General features: G+C 63.0%; 15 protein-coding genes and 1 pseudogene. 12 read left to right on the forward strand and 4 right to left on the reverse strand.

From position 1 onward, the window contains the following. Positions 1 to 14: 14 nt before the first annotated feature. Positions 15 to 605: a transglycosylase SLT domain-containing protein gene (locus NR193_RS11935; RefSeq protein ID WP_256751041.1), complete on the reverse strand. Its 591-nt coding sequence runs from the start codon at positions 603 to 605 to the stop codon at positions 15 to 17. Between the two features lie 216 nt (positions 606 to 821). Between NR193_RS11935 and NR193_RS11940 the strand changes: the two genes are divergently transcribed. Then, the gene (locus NR193_RS11940; RefSeq protein WP_256751042.1) at positions 822 to 2,360 is read left to right on the forward strand and encodes a trimethylamine methyltransferase family protein; all 1,539 of its coding nucleotides are present in this window, start codon (positions 822 to 824) and stop codon (positions 2,358 to 2,360) included. Between the two features lie 64 nt (positions 2,361 to 2,424). Then, a complete protein-coding gene (locus NR193_RS11945; RefSeq protein WP_256751043.1) occupies positions 2,425 to 4,851 on the forward strand; it encodes an FAD-dependent oxidoreductase in 2,427 nt (808 codons plus the stop codon). A 22-nt stretch (positions 4,852 to 4,873) separates the two neighbouring features. On the opposite strand, the gene NR193_RS11950 is transcribed toward NR193_RS11945, so the two are convergent. Beyond that, positions 4,874 to 5,266, reverse strand: a complete 393-nt coding sequence (locus tag NR193_RS11950) for a DoxX family protein (RefSeq protein WP_256751311.1) — start codon at positions 5,264 to 5,266, stop codon at positions 4,874 to 4,876. Between the two features lie 204 nt (positions 5,267 to 5,470). Here NR193_RS11950 and NR193_RS11955 point away from each other — a divergent pair, with 204 nt between their 5' ends. Continuing rightward, on the forward strand, positions 5,471 to 5,959 hold the full coding sequence (locus tag NR193_RS11955; protein WP_256751044.1) for a hypothetical protein: 489 nt from the start codon (positions 5,471 to 5,473) through the stop codon (positions 5,957 to 5,959). A gap of 77 nt (positions 5,960 to 6,036) precedes the next feature. On the opposite strand, the pseudogene NR193_RS11960 reads toward NR193_RS11955, so the two are convergent. Next, a pseudogene (locus NR193_RS11960) lies at positions 6,037 to 6,812 on the reverse strand (VOC family protein). Between the two features lie 181 nt (positions 6,813 to 6,993). On the opposite strand from NR193_RS11960, the gene NR193_RS11965 reads away from it, so the two are divergent. Next, positions 6,994 to 7,686 carry a gamma-glutamylcyclotransferase gene (locus NR193_RS11965; protein ID WP_256751045.1) on the forward strand — a complete coding sequence of 231 codons (693 nt, stop codon included), beginning with the start codon at positions 6,994 to 6,996 and terminating at the stop codon, positions 7,684 to 7,686. A 127-nt stretch (positions 7,687 to 7,813) separates the two neighbouring features. On the opposite strand, the gene NR193_RS11970 is transcribed toward NR193_RS11965, so the two are convergent. Then, the gene (locus NR193_RS11970) at positions 7,814 to 8,395 is read right to left on the reverse strand and encodes a DNA-binding transcriptional regulator (RefSeq protein WP_256751046.1); all 582 of its coding nucleotides are present in this window, start codon (positions 8,393 to 8,395) and stop codon (positions 7,814 to 7,816) included. Between the two features lie 233 nt (positions 8,396 to 8,628). On the opposite strand from NR193_RS11970, the gene NR193_RS11975 reads away from it, so the two are divergent. The 8 genes from NR193_RS11975 to NR193_RS12010 all read left to right on the forward strand — a co-directional run bounded on the left by NR193_RS11975 (position 8,629) and on the right by NR193_RS12010 (position 17,125). Next, a complete protein-coding gene (locus NR193_RS11975) occupies positions 8,629 to 9,984 on the forward strand; it encodes an NAD(P)-dependent oxidoreductase (RefSeq protein ID WP_256751047.1) in 1,356 nt (451 codons plus the stop codon). 5 nt (positions 9,985 to 9,989) lie between these two features. Next, the gene (locus NR193_RS11980; protein ID WP_256751048.1) at positions 9,990 to 10,832 is read left to right on the forward strand and encodes a class I SAM-dependent methyltransferase; all 843 of its coding nucleotides are present in this window, start codon (positions 9,990 to 9,992) and stop codon (positions 10,830 to 10,832) included. Between the two features lie 12 nt (positions 10,833 to 10,844). After that, complete coding sequence (gene preA, locus NR193_RS11985; RefSeq protein WP_256751049.1) at positions 10,845 to 12,158, forward strand: NAD-dependent dihydropyrimidine dehydrogenase subunit PreA; 1,314 nt, start codon at positions 10,845 to 10,847, stop codon at positions 12,156 to 12,158. 111 nt (positions 12,159 to 12,269) lie between these two features. After that, positions 12,270 to 12,788: an Rrf2 family transcriptional regulator gene (locus tag NR193_RS11990; protein ID WP_256751050.1), complete on the forward strand. Its 519-nt coding sequence runs from the start codon at positions 12,270 to 12,272 to the stop codon at positions 12,786 to 12,788. Between the two features lie 10 nt (positions 12,789 to 12,798). Next, positions 12,799 to 13,257: a carboxymuconolactone decarboxylase family protein gene (locus NR193_RS11995; RefSeq protein WP_256751051.1), complete on the forward strand. Its 459-nt coding sequence runs from the start codon at positions 12,799 to 12,801 to the stop codon at positions 13,255 to 13,257. Between the two features lie 67 nt (positions 13,258 to 13,324). Further along, entirely contained in the window at positions 13,325 to 13,702 is a 378-nt protein-coding gene (locus NR193_RS12000) for a DoxX family protein (protein ID WP_256751052.1), read from the forward strand. 148 nt (positions 13,703 to 13,850) lie between these two features. Beyond that, positions 13,851 to 14,912 (forward strand): glycosyltransferase family 4 protein, encoded by a 1,062-nt coding sequence (locus NR193_RS12005; RefSeq protein ID WP_256751053.1) that lies wholly within the window; start codon positions 13,851 to 13,853, stop codon positions 14,910 to 14,912. 50 nt (positions 14,913 to 14,962) lie between these two features. Beyond that, positions 14,963 to 17,125 (forward strand): amylo-alpha-1,6-glucosidase, encoded by a 2,163-nt coding sequence (locus tag NR193_RS12010; RefSeq protein ID WP_256751054.1) that lies wholly within the window; start codon positions 14,963 to 14,965, stop codon positions 17,123 to 17,125. Positions 17,126 to 17,263 lie beyond the last annotated feature (138 nt).

Here is a 17,263-nt window from a genome sequence, read left to right on the forward strand (position 1 = left end):
AAGGCGCGGCGCGTTCAGTTGCCGCACTGGCTCAGTTGCTGCGCATAGTCCCGCGCCATCTTTTCGGTGGCCCGGGCATAGCCCTGGACGCCGGCGTCGCCACGGTTGCCGCGGCCATAGGCGGTCCAGCCGAGATAGTAGGCGAGATAGAGATTGTAGGTATCGTTGCGGGCGACACCGTAGGTGTCGGCGGTCTTGGAATGGTACCAGCCGACGAAATCGACGGCATCGGCGAATTTCGTCCGCCGCGCCGCCCAGTTGCCGGTTTCGCTCTGATATTGCGACCAGGTGCCGTCCAGCGCCTGCGAGAAGCCGGTGGCCGACGAGACGTGCGTCCACGGAATGAAGCCGAGCAGCTTGGTGCGCGGCGGCCGGGCATTGCTCTTGAAGCCGGATTCCTTGCGTACCGTCGCCATCAGCACGGGAACCGGCACGCCGTATTTCTGCTGGGTGCGCTCGGCCGCCGATTGCCAATTGTCGAACCAGCCGTCGTTCTGATCGAAGACGGCGCAGACATCGTTGATGTGGCTGGGCGCCGTCGCGCAGGCCGAAAGTGCCAGCAGCGCGCCAACCGCTACAATTTTACTAAAACTCGACCTACGCATTGGCAGAGCAATAGGCCGAAATCATAAACGGAATCTTGCGGCCGGCGTTAACCGCTCGCTGGCGCATTTGCCTGGAAGATATCGTATTGATAATCCGACGCATTTCGTCGTTTTTTCTAAATGGATATTGTATAAATGCCGCCTTGGCTAAAATCGCGCCCGCAAACGGCGTATTCCTGACAGCCTGGCTGGTTCGCCGGGGCTTTGATGCCGGGCATGAACGAGCCAAGACGCAAACGCGGCGCCGAGCGCACCAGCAACAGGGGCCCAACGCCCATTCCGCAACTGCCGCTCAGGCAGGTAACCAATCCCTATCCGCCGATGGCCCTGCTGTCGCCCGACCAGATCGAGCAGATCCACCAGGCGTCGATGCATATATTGGAGAATTTCGGCATCGAGGTGATGAGCCCGCGCGCGCTGTCGCTGTTCGAGAAGGCTGGCGCCACAGTCGATCATGCGACGGCGAATGTCCGCATCGACAAGGGCATGGTCGCCGAGGCGCTGAAGACGACGCGGTCCAGCTATGTGTTGACGCCGCGCAATCCGGCGCATGCCGTTCATCTCGGCGGCAACACCATCAACTTCACGCTGGTTGCCGGACCGCCCAACGTGCACGACATGGAGCGCGGCCGCCGCGCCGGCAATCTGCGCGACTACTCGGACCTCACCCGTCTGGCGCAGCATTTCAACTGCATTCACATGCTCGGCAACCAGGTCTGCGCGCCGGTGGAGCTGCCGGCGAACTCCCGCCACCTCGACACTTACTTCACCAATCTGACGCTGACCGACAAGAGTTTCCATGTCTCGGCGATCGGCCGGGGCAGGGCGCTGGACGGCATCGAGATGATGGCGATCGCACGCGGTCTGACGCTGGACCAGATGCGCGACGATCCCGGCATCACCACCATCATCTCGGTCAATTCGCCGCGCCGCTTCGACGAGATGATGGCCGAAGGGCTGATGACGATGGCCGAGTTCGGCCAGTCGGTGGCGGTAACGCCGTTCACGCTGATGGGGGCGATGAGCCCGGTGACGCTGGCCGGCGCGCTGGCGCAGCAGAATGCCGAGGCATTGTTCGGTGTAGTGCTGACGCAGCTGGTGCGTCCCGGCGCGCCGGTCATGTATGGCGCCTTCACCTCCAATGTCGACATGAAGTCAGGCGCGCCGGCCTTCGGCACGCCGGAGAACACCAAGGCCAACGTTGCGTCGGGGCAGCTGGCGCGGCGCTACGGGCTGCCCTACCGCACGACGCCGGGCTCGGCCTCCAATGCGGCCGACGCGCAAGGCGCCTATGAAACGCTGATGGCATTGTGGGGCGCGGTGCTCGGCCACGGCAACCTCGTCTATCACGCCGCCGGTTGGCAGGAGGGCGGGCTGACGGCGTCGTTCGAGAAGTTCATCATCGATGTCGAGATGATCCAGCACATGATGGAGTTCTTGCGCCCGATCGAGGTCAACGAGGCCGAGCTTGCCGTCGAGGCGCTGGGCGCGGTGCCGACCGGTGGCCATTTCTTCGGCGAGCCGCATACACTGGAGCGCTATGCCACCGCCTTCTACCAGCCGATGCTGTCCAACTGGCAGAACTACGAAGCCTGGCAAGAGGCTGGCGGGCTCGACGCTACGGCGCGCGCGACGCGACTGTGGAAGAAGGCGCTGGAAGAATACGCCGAGCCGGTGATGGATGTCGCCGTGCGCGAGGCGCTGGAGGCCTATATGGCCAAACGCAAGGAAGCGATCGGGCAGGGCGAGCCGTGATGCGCCGGTCTTCCCGTCTTGATTCACTTCATTCATCCAACTCCTTGAAATAACGAGAAAACCTATGAAATCGCATGCAAAGGTCGTGGTCATTGGCGGTGGCGTCGTCGGGTGCTCCGTGCTGTTCCATCTCGCCCGCCACGGCTGGACCGATGTCGTGCTGCTGGAGCGCGATGAGCTGACCTCCGGCTCGACCTGGCACGCGGCCGGCGGCATGCACACGATCAATGGCGACCCCAACGTCGCCAAGCTGCAGAAATACACCATCAGCCTCTACAAGGAGATCGAGGAGCTTTCCGGCCAGGCAACCGGCGTGCACCTGACCGGCGGCGTGCTTCTGGCGGCGACCGAGGCGCGCCTCGACTGGCTGCGCGGCGTCGTCGCCAAGGGCCGCTATCTCGGCATCGACCTGGAGGAAATCTCGCCGAAAGAAGCAGCCGAGCTGATGCCGCTGCTCGATCCCAACCAGTTCGTTGGCGCTGTCAGAAACAAGGAGGACGGCCATCTCGATCCCTCCGGCGTCACCCATGCCTATGCCAAGGCCGCGCGCAAACTCGGCGCCGAGGTCGAACGCTTCACCAAGGTCGAGGACATCGTGCGGCGCGCCGACGGGATGTGGCGTGTCATCACCAACAAGGGCGAGGTGGTGGCCGAGCATGTCGTCAACGCCGGCGGCCTATGGGCGCGCGAGGTCGGCCGCATGGTTGGCCTCGAACTGCCGGTGCTGGCGATGGAGCACATGTACCTGATCACCGAGGACATGCCCGAGGTCGCCGCCTGGAACGCCAGGACCGGTACGGAAATCATCCATGCGGTCGATTTCGACGGCGAGCTCTATCTGCGCCAGGAGCGCGGCGGCATGCTGATGGGCACCTATGAGAAGGCCAACAAGCCGTGGTCCGAATTCCAGACGCCATGGAATTTCGGCCATGAACTGCTGGCGCCCGACATCGACCGCATCGCGCCGTCGCTGGAGGTCGGCTTCCGGCATTTCCCGGCTTTCCAGAACACCGGCATCAAGCAGATCATCAACGGCCCGTTCACCTTCGCGCCGGACGGCAACCCGCTGGTCGGGCCGGTGCGCGGCCTGCCGGGCTTCTGGGTCGCCTGCGGCGTCATGGCCGGCTTCTCACAGGGCGGCGGCGTCGGGTTGGCATTGTCCAACTGGATGATCGAGGGCGATCCCGGCGCCGACATCTGGGCGATGGATGTCGCGCGCTATGGCGAGTGGGCGACGATGGCCTATACCAACGCCAAGGTGCGCGAGAATTATTCCAGGCGCTTCTCGATCCGCTTCCCCAATGAGGAACTGCCCGCCGGGCGACCGCTGAAGACGACGCCGGTCTATGATCTGTTGTCGGCCAAAGGCGCGCAATGGGGCGTGGCCTATGGGCTGGAGGTGCCGCTTTGGTATGCGCCGGAAGGCATCAGGGACGAGTTCTCCTGGCACCGCTCCAGCGATTTCACCCATGTCGCCAAGGAGGTCGCGACGGTTCGCGACGGCGTCGGCCTGTCGGAGATTTCGAGCTTCGCCAAATACAAGGTGAAGGGTGAGGGGGCAGCGGCTTGGCTCGACCGCATGCTTGCCTGCAAGTTGCCGAAGCCCGGCCGCATGACGCTGGCGCCGATGCTGAAGGACGATGGCAAGCTGATCGGCGACTTCACGCTGGCCAATCTCGGCAGCGAGGGCTGGTTCCTCGCCGGCTCGGGTGTTGCCGAGCAATACCACATGCGCTGGTTCGAAAAGCACCTGCCTGATGACGGCTCTGTCCGCATCGAGGCGCTGGGCCAGAAGCTCACCGGCCTTTCCATTGCAGGACCCAAGGCGCGGGATGTGCTGGCCAAGGTCACGCGCTCGGATGTTTCGAATGCCGCGCTTCCATTCATGGCCATTGCCAGGATGGATATCGGCATGGCGCCGTGCCTGGCCGGCCGCGTCAGCTACACCGGCGATCTCGGCTACGAGATGTGGGTGGCGCCGGAATATCAACGCGCAGCATTCCAGGCCCTGATGGCGGCCGGTGAGGAATTCGACATCGGCCTGTTCGGTTCGCGCGCGCTCAACGCACTCAGGCTGGAGAAGAATTACGGCTCATGGGCGCGCGAATACCGGCCGATCTACGGGCCGCTGGAGGCCGGGCTCGACCGCTTCGTCGCCTATGGCAAGGAGGCCGATTTCATCGGCAAGGCGGGAGCGCTGGCCGAGCGCAAGCAAGGCGGCAAGCTCCGCCTGCGTGTCTTCATCGTCGATGCCGACGACGCCGATGTCATCGGCGACGAGCCGATCTGGTTCGGTGGCACCGTGCGTGGCTGGGTCACCTCGGGCGGCTATGCGCATCATTCGAAAAAGTCCGTCGCCGTCGGCTATGTGCCGAAGGAGATCGCCGAGGAGAGCGACGGGTTCGAGATCGAGTTGCTTGGCAAACGCCACGCCGCGCGCATGCAGGCGACGCCGCTGTTCGATGCGAATTTCGAGCGCATGAGAGGGTGAAGGCTCACCCTCTGTTCCGGCCTCAGCTGTTGCCGCGGTTGTCCAGCGCGAAGGCGCCGGCGCCGGCAAAGAACAGATAGAGGAAGATGAAGCAGAACGAGATTGCCGAATCGCCACCGTTGTTGACCGGGAAGAAGTCGCGCGGCATGTGCGCCATGAAATAGGCGATCGCCATTTCGCCAGCCAGAAGGAATGCCACCGGCCGAGTGAAAAGCCCCAGCGCCAGCAGGATGCCACCGGCGAATTCGAGGATGGCAGCGGTGAGCGTCAGCCCGGAGAGGGCGTGGGGATCGGCACTTACGGGAAAATTGAACAGTTTCTGGCTGCCATGCTCGATAAACTGCAGTGCGGTCATGATGCGCAGCACGCCAAGGGCCTGCGGCTGGTATCTGGCGAGGCCTTCAAAAAGCTTCATAAATGACTCCATTTTATTTAGCTTCCAGACCGGCCATAGATTATCGCCCGGCAATGGACCATTCACTTCCCTTGGAATGCCATCAACAAACGGTGAGTGGAAAATGTTCCCCAGCATGGCCTTCATATTGTTCTCGCTAGGGTTGCATTTGTATCGCTATGGTTGTATTGATATGGACACTCTAAACATCTGGGTCCCTTCGCCATGAAAAAAGTCCTCATCAGCCTATTCGCCATCCTTGCAGGCACCAGCTTCGCCATGGCCGAAGACGCCGGCTGCGAGGCCTTCAAATGGCCGGTGACGCGGGAACAGGTGCTGTTTGCCGCGGCGCCCGCAACGCTGCCTGGAGCGACGCTGGCGGTGGGTGCTGCCGCGGATCTGGCCCTGGTCCCGGCGGAAAAAGCCGGTTTTACGCTGCCGCCCCAGCGCGCGCCGGCGGAGGGCACGTTTGGTGCCGTTGCCAGCGTGGAGGTGCCGACCGAGGGGGCCATTCAGATAAGCCTCTCAGGCGAGGCATGGATCGATGTCATTCAGGACGGCCACGCCATCAAGTCGGCGGGCTATAGCGGCGTGAAAACCTGCCCCGGCATCCGCAAGAGCGTGCGCTTCAAGCTCGCGGCCGGCCCGGCCACCGTCCAGTTCAGTGGCGCGAAAAAGGCTGAGCTGAAGGTCGCGGTGCTGACGCCGGAATAGGACGGGCAGAGGAATGCGGCCTTTCATCTGTGGTGCGATGAAAGGCCATCACTTCGTGCCAGCGGTGTTTGTTGCTGTCAGCGCACCGGCGCCATCAGTGCGAAATGCGCGCCTTGCGGGTCCTGGCATTGCACGATCCAGCTGCCGCCGGGGACTTCCATTGGCCCCATCAGGATCTTGCCGCCATTGTCGGTGACGCGTTTGGCCGCCGCGTCGATGGCCGGGACGTTGAAATAGAACTGCCAGACCGGCACGGGGATCTGTTCGGGCTTGTTCATGATGCCGCCGCCGGATTCGCGGCCGGCCGTAAAGGTCTGGTAGATGCCCATCGGGCCCATTCGAAGTCACCCGCATTGGCCCAGCCGAACTGGCCGGAGTAGAAATCGAACGCGGCCTTCCAGTCCGATGTGTAAAGCTCGTGCCAGCCGATATGGCCCGGCGTTGCGGCCGGCACGACGGGCTGGTCGGGGCCGTTCGGCTGCAGGAACATGAACGTTGCGCCTTGCGGATCGGCGACGACGGCAAAGCGGCCGACACCGGGGATGTCGTCGGGCTCGCGGTGGACAGCTCCGCCGACAGCCTTCAGCGCCTTGGTCGAGGCATCGACATCCTTGGTGTGGATATAGCCGAGCCAGGCGGGCGGCATGCCCATCCTGGCGGCGTCCTCGGGCATCGTCATCAGGCCACCTACACCACGCTCACCGACATTCATGACGATATAGTGCGGCATTCCGGGGGCCTTGTCGAAAGGCTGCGCTGTCCAGGCGACCACCTTGGTGTAGAACGCCTCGGCGGCGTCGAGGTCTGATGTCATCAATTCGTACCAGAAGAAGGGCATCGGGGATTTCGGCATTGTCGGTCTCCTCAGCTTTCATCCATCGATCGTCGTCCGATCGATCCTAGGACGATCTTCACGACGGAAATCCGACACCCGCCCGGACAACAATTGTCGACCTGGAGCAAATGTTCCCAGGCTTGCGCGCGCTGCGGTTTTCGATTTCTCTGCGACAAAGACAAAGAGGGGACGTCGTTTCATGCGCCGGATGTCGCTCACGCCCGAGCTTGTCGCACTGTGCCATCGGGAGGAGGCCGATCCCGGCCCGGACCCGAACTGGACGCCGTTGGACGACGAGGATTTTCGGACCCTTGCCTCGCGGCTGTCCGATGAAGCCGACGCGGGGCCGCTATGGGTGTTCGCCTACGGGTCGCTGATCTGGAAGCCGGAATTCGAGTCGGTGGAACAACAGCTCGCCACCGCCTTCGGCTGGCATCGCTCCTTCTGTCTCGACATGGTGCGTTGGCGCGGCAGCGCCGAGCAACCGGGGCTGATGATGGCGCTCGAACGGGGCGGACGCTGCAACGGGGTAATCTACCGCTTGCCCGAGGGCGAAAAACCAACCCAGATCGAAAGGCTGCTGCGGCGTGAGATCAGCGACCACGAAAGTATCGACTCGGTCAGGTGGCTGCCCGTGCATACGGGCCAGGGCGCGCTGCGAGCGCTTGGCTTCTGGGTCGGCGTGAAGGGCAGGGGAACGTCACTGAGCCAGCCGCTGGAGATGGTGGCCGGCGTGCTGGCCAGGGCCTGCGGGCATATCGGATCGGGCGCCGAATATCTCTACAACACGGTCAGTCATCTCGAAGCGTTCGGCATCCACGACCGCAATCTATGGCGGTTGCAGGAGCTGGTCGCCGACGAGGTCCGGGCCATTCATGGCCACGGGGCCTGAAGAGAGATGATCTCAGGCTGGAGTACAATAAGAACATTTCGACTAGGAGCTGGGGGCCTCGCCGAGCGCAGAGCGGAATAGGAGACAAAGGCCCGACCGTCTTTGATCGAGCCCTCGTGTCTTCAGGCTAAGCGGCTACCGAAGTCGGCAAGTCGCGCATTCTGGTATAGCTTGCCTGAACAGTCGGGCCGAGAGCGGTCTTTACTGAGATTTGGCCGCGATCGTTGCGAATGTTCAGCTGAGTCTTCACGGGGAGAACCCATTCGAAGGGATTACTGATACCGCCGACAACACTCTTAATATTCGGCGGCATCCGCACCTTGACCTCGATGTCAACCACGTCCGCAGACGCCGTGTTCGGGGTGCAGACACCGTCGTATTGTCCACCGCCAGTGTCGAAGCCATATACAAGCCCGTCATCGAAAGTGAGCGTGGCGTAGCCGTCGCCGGCGCTGCCGACGAAGTGGATAAGATACATTCCGTTGCGCATGTTACTTGCACCTTTCTGAAGTTGAGACAGTTCGAATTCCCGGATCGAGCTCGGCAACCTCATAAAGAGGGCGACGAAGGCCTCTACCGGACCGGGGATGCTCCTATTTTCCGATAGCCACTGGGCTACTGCGCCGACCGTCACGCCGACCAACCGAGCAAATTCAGCTTGGCTGATACGCAGTTCGGCAATGGTCTCTTTCAGTTCCAATCCAGTCATCGAATATCCTTTATTGATCTATGTTGATTATAATAACATATACAATGTGAGAGCGCAACGGGGTGCCAGCCAACATCTGCCGATGGTTGCTAAAGGATCGGTTTGGCTTATACATGACTAAAATAATCATGTTTTTGTTGAGACTTTTCAGTGCCTTGCTCCGAAAATTGACCAATTGATAAAAAAATAAAACGTGCTAGCCTTTCCCAAAACGAAAACATGGGGAACTGAGAATGCCAGAAGGCCAGTTCAGGGAAGGCATTGCAGGCGGCAGGCTCCCGGCCGACCAGTACGCGGACAATTTTTCCGACCTGCACCCGCCGCTCGATCACCACGAGGCGCTGGTCGAATCCGACCGCTGCTATTTCTGCTATGACGCGCCGTGCATGAATGCGTGCCCGACCTCGATCGACATTCCGCTGTTCATCCGCCAGATATCGACCGGCAATCCGATCGGCTCGGCCAAGACGATCTTCGACCAGAACATTCTGGGCGGCATGTGCGCCCGCGTCTGCCCGACCGAGACGCTGTGCGAGGAGGTCTGCGTGCGCGAGGTGGCGGAAGGCAAGCCGGTGCAGATCGGCCGTCTGCAGCGCTACGCCACCGATATCGCCATGGCCGAGAACAAGCAGTTTTATCCGCGCGCCACGCCGACCGGCAAGACGGTGGCCGTGGTCGGCGCCGGGCCGGCCGGCCTTGCCGCCGCGCACAGACTTGCTCGCCATGGCCATGACGTCACCATCCTGGAAGCGCGGCCGAAGGCCGGCGGCCTCAACGAATACGGCATCGCAGCCTACAAGAGCGTCGACAATTTTGCCCAGGCGGAAGTCGAATACGTGGCGGCCATCGGCGGCATCGACATCCAGAACGGCAAGGCGCTTGGCCGCGACTATCAACTGTCCGACCTGATGCGCAATTACGACGCGGTGTTTCTCGGCATGGGGCTTGGCGGCGTCAACGCGCTGCGTGCCGATGGCGAGGACGCCGACGGCGTCACCAACGCGGTGGAGTTCATTGCCGAACTGCGCCAGGCCAGCGATCTCGCCAGCCTGCCGGTTGGCCGCCGCGTCGTTGTCATCGGCGGCGGCATGACGGCGATCGACGCCGCGGTGCAGTCGAAACTGCTTGGCGCCGAGGAGGTGACGATCTGCTACCGGCGTGGCCAGGAGCACATGAACGCTTCCGAATTCGAACAGGATCTGGCCGCCGCCAACGGCGTCACCATCCGTCATTGGCTGCAGCCGAAGCGAGTGATTGCCGAAGGCGGCAAGGTGTCGGGCATCGAACTCGAATACACCGCGCTCACCGGCGACAAGCTCGCCGGCACCGGCGAGACGCTGACGCTCACCGCCGACCAGGTGTTCAAGGCGATCGGCCAGAGCTTTGTGCCGGCAGCGCTCAACGGCAGCAGTGCGGCGATCGAGCTCGAAGCCGGCCGCATCAAGGTCGATGCGGAAGGTCGTACTTCGCTGGCCAATGTCTGGGCCGGCGGCGACTGCATCTTCGGTGGCGACGACCTGACCGTCTCTGCGGTGGCGCAAGGCCGCGACGCGGCGGAGAGCATGCACAGGAGTCTGATGCAGGGATAGGGATCATGGCCACGCTGGAACCGGGCATCGCCCGTCACTACGACATATCGGGCCTGGAGGAACGGATCCTTGCCGCACTCGCCGATACTGGCGTGGACGTTGCCCATCTGCGCGCCGGCGATCTCGAAGCGGCTGACGAATTCCACATCGGCGGCGTGGCCGCCACCAAGGAACTCGCCGATCAGATGGACCTCAAGCCCGCAGCCAAGCTTCTGGACATCGGATCCGGCATCGGTGGTCCGGCCCGCTTTGTCGCCAACAACGCTGGCGCCGAAGTCACCGGCATCGACCTGACGCAGAGCTATGTCGATATCGCGACAAGCCTGTCGAAGCGAACCGGAATGGCTGGTAAGACGCGCTTCGTGCAGGGCAGCGCGCTGGACATGCCATTCGCCAACGACAGTTTCGATGCGGCTATCATCCTGCATGTCGGCATGAACCTTCCCGACAAGCCGAGGCTGATGAGCGAGACTGCCCGCGTGCTCAAGCCGGGCGGCATCTTTGCCGTCTACGACGTGATGCGGCTGAAGGACGGAGCGCTATCCTATCCATTGCCTTGGGCATCCGATGAAACCATGTCCTTCGTCGCCACGCCCGACGACTATCGCGCGGCTGCCGCCGCAGTGGGATTTTCGGTGATCGCCGAGCGGCAACGTGGCGGCTTCGCCATCGAGTTTTTCGCCACGATGCGTGCCCGGATGGCCGCCGCGCAAGCGGAGGGCAGGAAGCCGCCGCCCGGCGTCGGCCTCGTCATGGGCGAGAACGCCCGCACCAAGATCGCCAACCTTACCGCCGCGCTTGAAGGCGGCATTCTCGCACCCGTCGAATTGATCCTTCGTCTCGGCTGAAAGGGACCTGTCATGGCAGACATCCGCAACAATTTCGTCGGCATCAAATCGCCAAATCCATTCTGGCTGGCCTCGGCGCCGCCGACCGACAAGGCCTACAACGTCATCCGCGCCTTCAAGGCCGGCTGGGGCGGCGTGGTGTGGAAGACGCTGGGCGAGGAGGGCCCGCCGGTCGTCAATGTCAACGGCCCGCGCTACGGCGCGATCTGGGGCGCCGACCGCCGCCTGCTCGGCCTCAACAACATCGAGCTGATCACCGACCGCGACCTGCAGGTCAATCTGCGCGAGATCAAGCAGGTCAAGAAGGACTGGCCCGACCGCGCTATCGTCGTCTCGCTGATGGTGCCCTGTGTCGAGGAGGCCTGGAAGGCGATCCTGCCGGTGGTCGAGGAGACCGGCGCTGATGGCATCGAGCTCAATTTCGGCTGTCCGCACGGCATGTCGGAACGCGGCATGGGCGCCGCCGTCGGCCAGGTGCCGGAATACATCGAAATGGTGGTGCGCTGGTGCAAGCAGAACACCCGCATGCCGGTCATCACCAAGCTGACGCCCAACATCACCGACGTGCGCAAGCCGGCGAGGGCAGCGCTTGCCGGCGGCACCGACGCGGTGTCGCTGATCAACACCATCAATTCGATCACCGGCGTCGACCTCGACTCCTTCGCGCCGCAGCCGACCATCGACGGCAAGGGCTCGCATGGCGGCTATTGCGGCCCGGCGGTGAAGCCGATCGCCATGAACATGGTGGCCGAGATCGCGCGCGATCCCGAAACGCATGGGCTGCCGATCTCCGGCATCGGCGGCATCACCACCTGGCGTGACGCGGCCGAATTCATGGCGCTGGGCGCCGGCAATGTGCAGGTGTGCACGGCGGCGATGACCTACGGCTTCAAGATCGTGCAGGAGATGATCGCCGGCCTGGAAAACTGGATGGACGAGAAGGGCCATGCCTCGCTCGACGACATTGTCGGCCGCGCCACGCCAAACGTCACCGACTGGCAGTATCTCAACCTCAACTATGTCGCCAAGGCGCATATCGACCAGGACGCCTGCATCAAGTGCGGCCGCTGCCACATCGCCTGCGAGGACACGTCGCACCAGGCGATCACCAGCATGGTCGACGGCGTCAGGCATTTCGAGGTCATCGAGGCCGAATGCGTCGGCTGCAATCTGTGCGTCAATGTCTGCCCGGTCGAGAACTGCATCACCATGGAGCCGCTGGCGGCGGGCGTGATGGATCAGCGCACCGGCAAGCCGGTGTCGCCGATCTACGCCAACTGGACGACGCACCCGAACAACCCGATGGCCAAGGTGGCGGCGGAGTAGGCGCGCTTTCTGACGAAAAAACGCGGCGCCTTCGGGCGCCGTTTTTCATTTTCCTATTGCAGATATAAAATATCCACGATAAAAAATATCCATGATTAGGAGATCGACACAATGAAGCTGGGGGAGGGCGTCGAGGCAGCCATCCATTGCGCCGCCATGCTGGCCGGCGTCGACGGCGAAGCAACCATGCCGGCTTCCGCCATGGCGGAAGCCTTCGGCCTGTCGCCGAGCTATCTCTTGAAGCATCTCAACATGCTGACCGCGTCGGGCATCCTGGAATCGGTCTCGGGACCAGCCGGCGGTTACCGGCTGGCACAACCGGCCGAGCGGATAACGCTGCTCGACATCGTGCTCGCCATCGAGGGACGCGAGCCGGCCTTTCGCTGCGCTGAGATTCGCCGCAACGGTCCGGTCAGGCTCGACCCTTCAGCCTACCTCAAACCCTGCGGCATCAATGCCGCGATGTTGAAGGCGGAGCGCGCCTATCGCTCGGCACTTGCCGAAGCAAAGCTGTCAGACATCGTCGCCGAATATATGAGCGATGCCGATCCGCGTTCGGTCGCCGCCGGCTGCGCCTTCGTGGCGCGCCATCAGCGACCGCAGAAATCCAGTTCAACCAAGCAGACGTGAAAGGAAGACGATGAAACAGAGGCTGCAATTTTTCGCCAAGGCGCCGGAAATCATGAAGGCTGTGTCGGCGCTCAACAAGGCGGTGGACGAATGCGGGCTCGAGGAAAGCCTGCTGCACCTGGTCAAGCTCCGGGCTTCGCAGATCAATGGCTGCTCCTACTGCGTCGAGATGCACAGCCGCGAGGCGAGGCGCGACGGCGAGACCGAGCAGCGGCTCTATCTGGTTTCGGCCTGGAAGGAATCGCCGCTGTTTTCCGAACGTGAGCGCGCCGCCCTAGCCTGGACCGAGGCCGTGACGCTGATCGCCAACAACGGCGTGTCGGACGAACTTTATGCACGCACGCTCGAGCATTTCTCGGAAGAGGAACTGGTCAAGCTGTCGGTGGCGCTCGGCATGATCAACACATGGAACCGGCTGTGCATCCCGTTCCAGGCCATTCATCCGATGCCGGCGGCCAAGGCTGCCTGATTGTTCGATTGTGTCTTGGGAGCGCCGTCGAGAGGCGGCGCTCCACCTGTTTCAAAGGGAGAGTTTGATGCCCGCCGATTTGCCTTCGACCTTGTTGTTTCTCGGCCGCCTGTTGCTCGGCGGCGCCTTCGTCTTCGCCGGCCTGCGCAACATCCAGAATGCCGCCTTTCTGACAGGGCTCATGGCCGCGCGTCGTGTGCCGCAGGCGCGATTGGCACTGTGGGCCGGCATTATCCTGCAGATCATTGCCGGCGTGTTGGTGATGGCGGGTCTCTGGACCGCGACTGCCTGTGCGGTGCTGGTGCTGTTCCTGATCGTCGCCACGCCGATGTTCCACAATTTCTGGGACCATCAGGGTCCGGATCGCGCCGCGCGCATCAATGGCTTCGTCGGCAATGTCGCGCTGGGCGGTGGTTTTCTGACGCTGATCGCGCAGTCTGTTTGACGGCGGCTCAAAGCCGCAGGCATTTTCTGGATGAGCGTTTTCCGTAACGAAGGCAGACCTGCAGCCCCGCAGCGATCGATCATTAAATCGGAACCAATCTCGCCGTTGACGCATTTCGCACCTGTATGCCGAGCATCCAGGATGAAATATGAAGATCGCCCATGTCGCGCCGCTTTATGAATCGGTGCCGCCCAGACTGTATGGCGGAACGGAGCGCATCGTCTCGTACCTGACCGAAGCGCTGGTCGATCTGGGTCATGAGGTGACGCTGTTTGCCAGCGGCGACAGCCAGACCTCGGGAACGTTGGTAGCGGGTCGGGAATGCGCGCTGCGCCTCGATCCGCGCCCGTTGAAATCCGAGACGGCGGCGCATCTCTCGATGCTTGCCGAGGTGAGGCAACGCGCGCGCGAGTTCGACGTCATCCATTTCCACCTCAGCCACTTCCTGCACTTCTCCTTCTTCGAGGACATGGCGCAGCGGACGGTGACGACGCCGCATGGCAGGCTGGACTATGTCGACCTGGCGCCGGCCTATGAGCGGTTCCCGCGTTTTCCGATGATTTCCATTTCGCGCAGCCAAAGGGCAGGCCTTGCCAAGGCCAACTGGCTGGCGACGATCCACCACGGATTGCCGACCGACATCTACGAACCGACTTTCGAGGCCACGACGGAAGAACCCTATCTTGTCTTCCTCGGCCGGTTTTCGCGTGACAAGCGCCCCGATCGCGCCATCGAGATCGCCCTGCGTTCGGGGCTGAGGCTGAAGCTTGCGGCAAAGATCGGTGATGACGATCGCGCCTATTTCCACGAGGTGGTCGAGCCTTTGATCGACGGCGATCGCATCGACTATGTCGGCGAGATCGAGGAGGACCAGAAAGCGGAGTTTCTCGGCAAAGCGGCCGGTCTGCTGTTCCCCATCGACTGGCCGGAGCCGTTCGGCCTCGTCGCCATCGAGGCAATGGCCTGCGGCACGCCGGTGATCGCCTGGAATTGCGGTGCGCTGCCAGAGATCATCGATCACGGCGTCACCGGTTTTATCGCGGATTCGGTGGATGGCGCCGTCGCCGCCGTGCCGGATTTGCTGCGGCTCGACAGGCGGAAAGTGAGAGCCGTTTTCGAAAAGCGGTTTTCCGCCAGAAGAATGGCCGGCGACTATCTGGCTGCCTATGCGCGCCTGGTCGGCGTCCCGACGCAAGCGAAGGCGTCGTGAACAGCGCCGCGTCCTGGCGACGGGAACGAAACGACAGGGATCTGTGACGAATGGCCCAACTCGACGAGCGCCAACTCGATCCCGCCGTAGCGCTCGCATCGCTCGACGCCACCGCTCCTCGTGAGCCACACCGGCTGTTCGCACTCAAGCAGGGCGACTGCTTTGTCGTCGCCGATGCCTATGGCGACATACGTGGCGCCGGCGACGGTTTCTTCCGCGATGATACACGGGTGCTCTCCGAATTCCGGCTGACTGTCGGCGGCAGGCAGACATCGTTGCTGGGCGCGTCGCTCAGCCAGGACAATGTGCTGTTCACGACCAACCTGACCAACCTGCCGATGCTAAGTGCCGGCGGCCACGACATTCCGCAGGGCGCGATCCATGTCGAACGCGTCCGGCTGCTCTGGCAGGACAGGCTGTTCGAACGCATCACCCTTTCCAACTACAGCCGGGAAAACTCGACGATCGGGGTTTCCCTGCACTATGCCGCCGATTTCCGCGACATGTTCGAAGTGCGCGGCTCGACACGGCTCAGGCGCGGCATGGCCCATGCGGCCGAGACTGGTGTTGCATCGGTCCTGCTGCGTTACGACGGGCTGGACGGGCTGGCGCGCGCATCGGCGATATCGTTTTCGCAGGCACCGGATCAACTGACAGCCGACCGCGCCGATTTCCTGCTCGCGGTGACCAAGCGCACCAGCAAGGTGCTCTATGTCGAAGTCGGTGCCGAGGCGGCGGACGCGCCTGATCGCGACCGGTTCCGTGCCGCCGCCGCCCGGGCGCGCTTTGGCATGCGGGCCAAGCGTCGCCATGGCGCGACGGTGCACAGCTCCGGCCGCGTCTTCAACGACTGGGTCGAGCGCGCCCGCGCCGATGTCGCGCTGCTGACCACCGAGCTTGCGACCGGACCCTACCCCTATGCCGGAATCCCCTGGTTCTCGACGGCGTTCGGGCGCGACGGCGTCATCTCGGCGCTGCAGATGCTCTGGCTCAATCCGGGCCTTGCGCGGGGCGTACTGGCCTTCCTTGCGCAGCATCAGGCGACCGAGACGTCGCCGTTCAGCGATTCGCAGCCGGGCAAGATCATGCATGAGACCCGCAAGGGCGAAATGGCGGCGCTGCGGGAGCTTCCCTTCGGCCGCTACTATGGTGGCGTCGATACGACGCCGCTCTACATCCATCTCGCCTGTTCCTATGCCGATCGAACCGGCGACATGGCGTTCATCGACAGCCTTTGGCCGTCGCTGTGCGCCGCGGCCGAATGGACGGAGGAGGCGGGCCGCGAGACCGGGTTCGTGACCTATCTGCGGGCGGCGGAGTCCGGCCTCGCCAACCAGGGGTGGAAGGACAGCTTCGATTCCATCTTTCACGCCGATGGCCGCATTCCCAAGGGTCCGATCGCCCTGGTCGAGGTGCAGGGCTATGTCTTTGCCGCCTTCCGGGGACTGGCGAAACTCGCCCGTCGCCGTGGCGAGGATGAGAAAGCCGATCACTGGGACGGCGCCGCCGAGGCCATGCGGGCCGCGGTGGAACGCGATTTCTGGCTGGATGATCTCGGCTTCTATGCGGTGGCGATCGACGGCTCCGGCGAGCCTTGCAAGGTGCGAACCTCGAATGCGGGACACCTTCTGTTTGTCGGGCTTCCCGAGCCGGAGCGGGCGCAGATGGTCGCGGAGCAGCTTCTTTCCGCCTCCTTCCATTCCGGCTGGGGCTTGAGGACGCTTGCCGACGATGCCGTGTTCTTCAACCCGATGTCGTACCACAATGGCTCGATCTGGCCGCATGACACCGCGCTCTGCGGCGCCGGCCTGGCGCGCTATGGCGAGCGTGAAAGCGTGGTTCGCCTGATGAGCGGCACGTTCGAGTCGGCGGTCCATTTCAACATGCGGTTGCCCGAGCTGTTCTGCGGTTTTACGCGCGCCCCGGGCGAAGCACCGATCGCCTATCCCGTTGCCTGCCTGCCGCAAGCGTGGTCGGCGGGTTCCGCCTTCATGCTGATGCAAGCCTGCCTTGGCCTCGAGATCGACGGCTGGGACGAGGAAATCCGCGTTACCCGCCCCAGGCTGCCGATCGGCATCGATACGCTCACGCTGCGGCACCTGGGCGTTGGCGACACAAAGGTTGACCTGACGTTCCAGCGGGTCGGCGATCGGGTGGTCGCTTTTCTCGCCGATCGGCATGAAGGGCTGGTGCCGCTCATCGTCAGGACATGATCCGGGCCAAATCGGCCGGAACCGATCCAGTCCTTGTGCGTTGCAAAATGCGGGTCCGAACGGTGGCCAAGTCGCCGACGGACAACTTCAGACCAGAAACATGAACAAATCGGCCGCCGAACGGCCGGAAACGAGTTG

The sequence above is a fragment of the Mesorhizobium sp. Mes31 genome, from assembly GCF_024519675.1.
GTDB lineage: Bacteria > Pseudomonadota > Alphaproteobacteria > Rhizobiales > Rhizobiaceae > Mesorhizobium.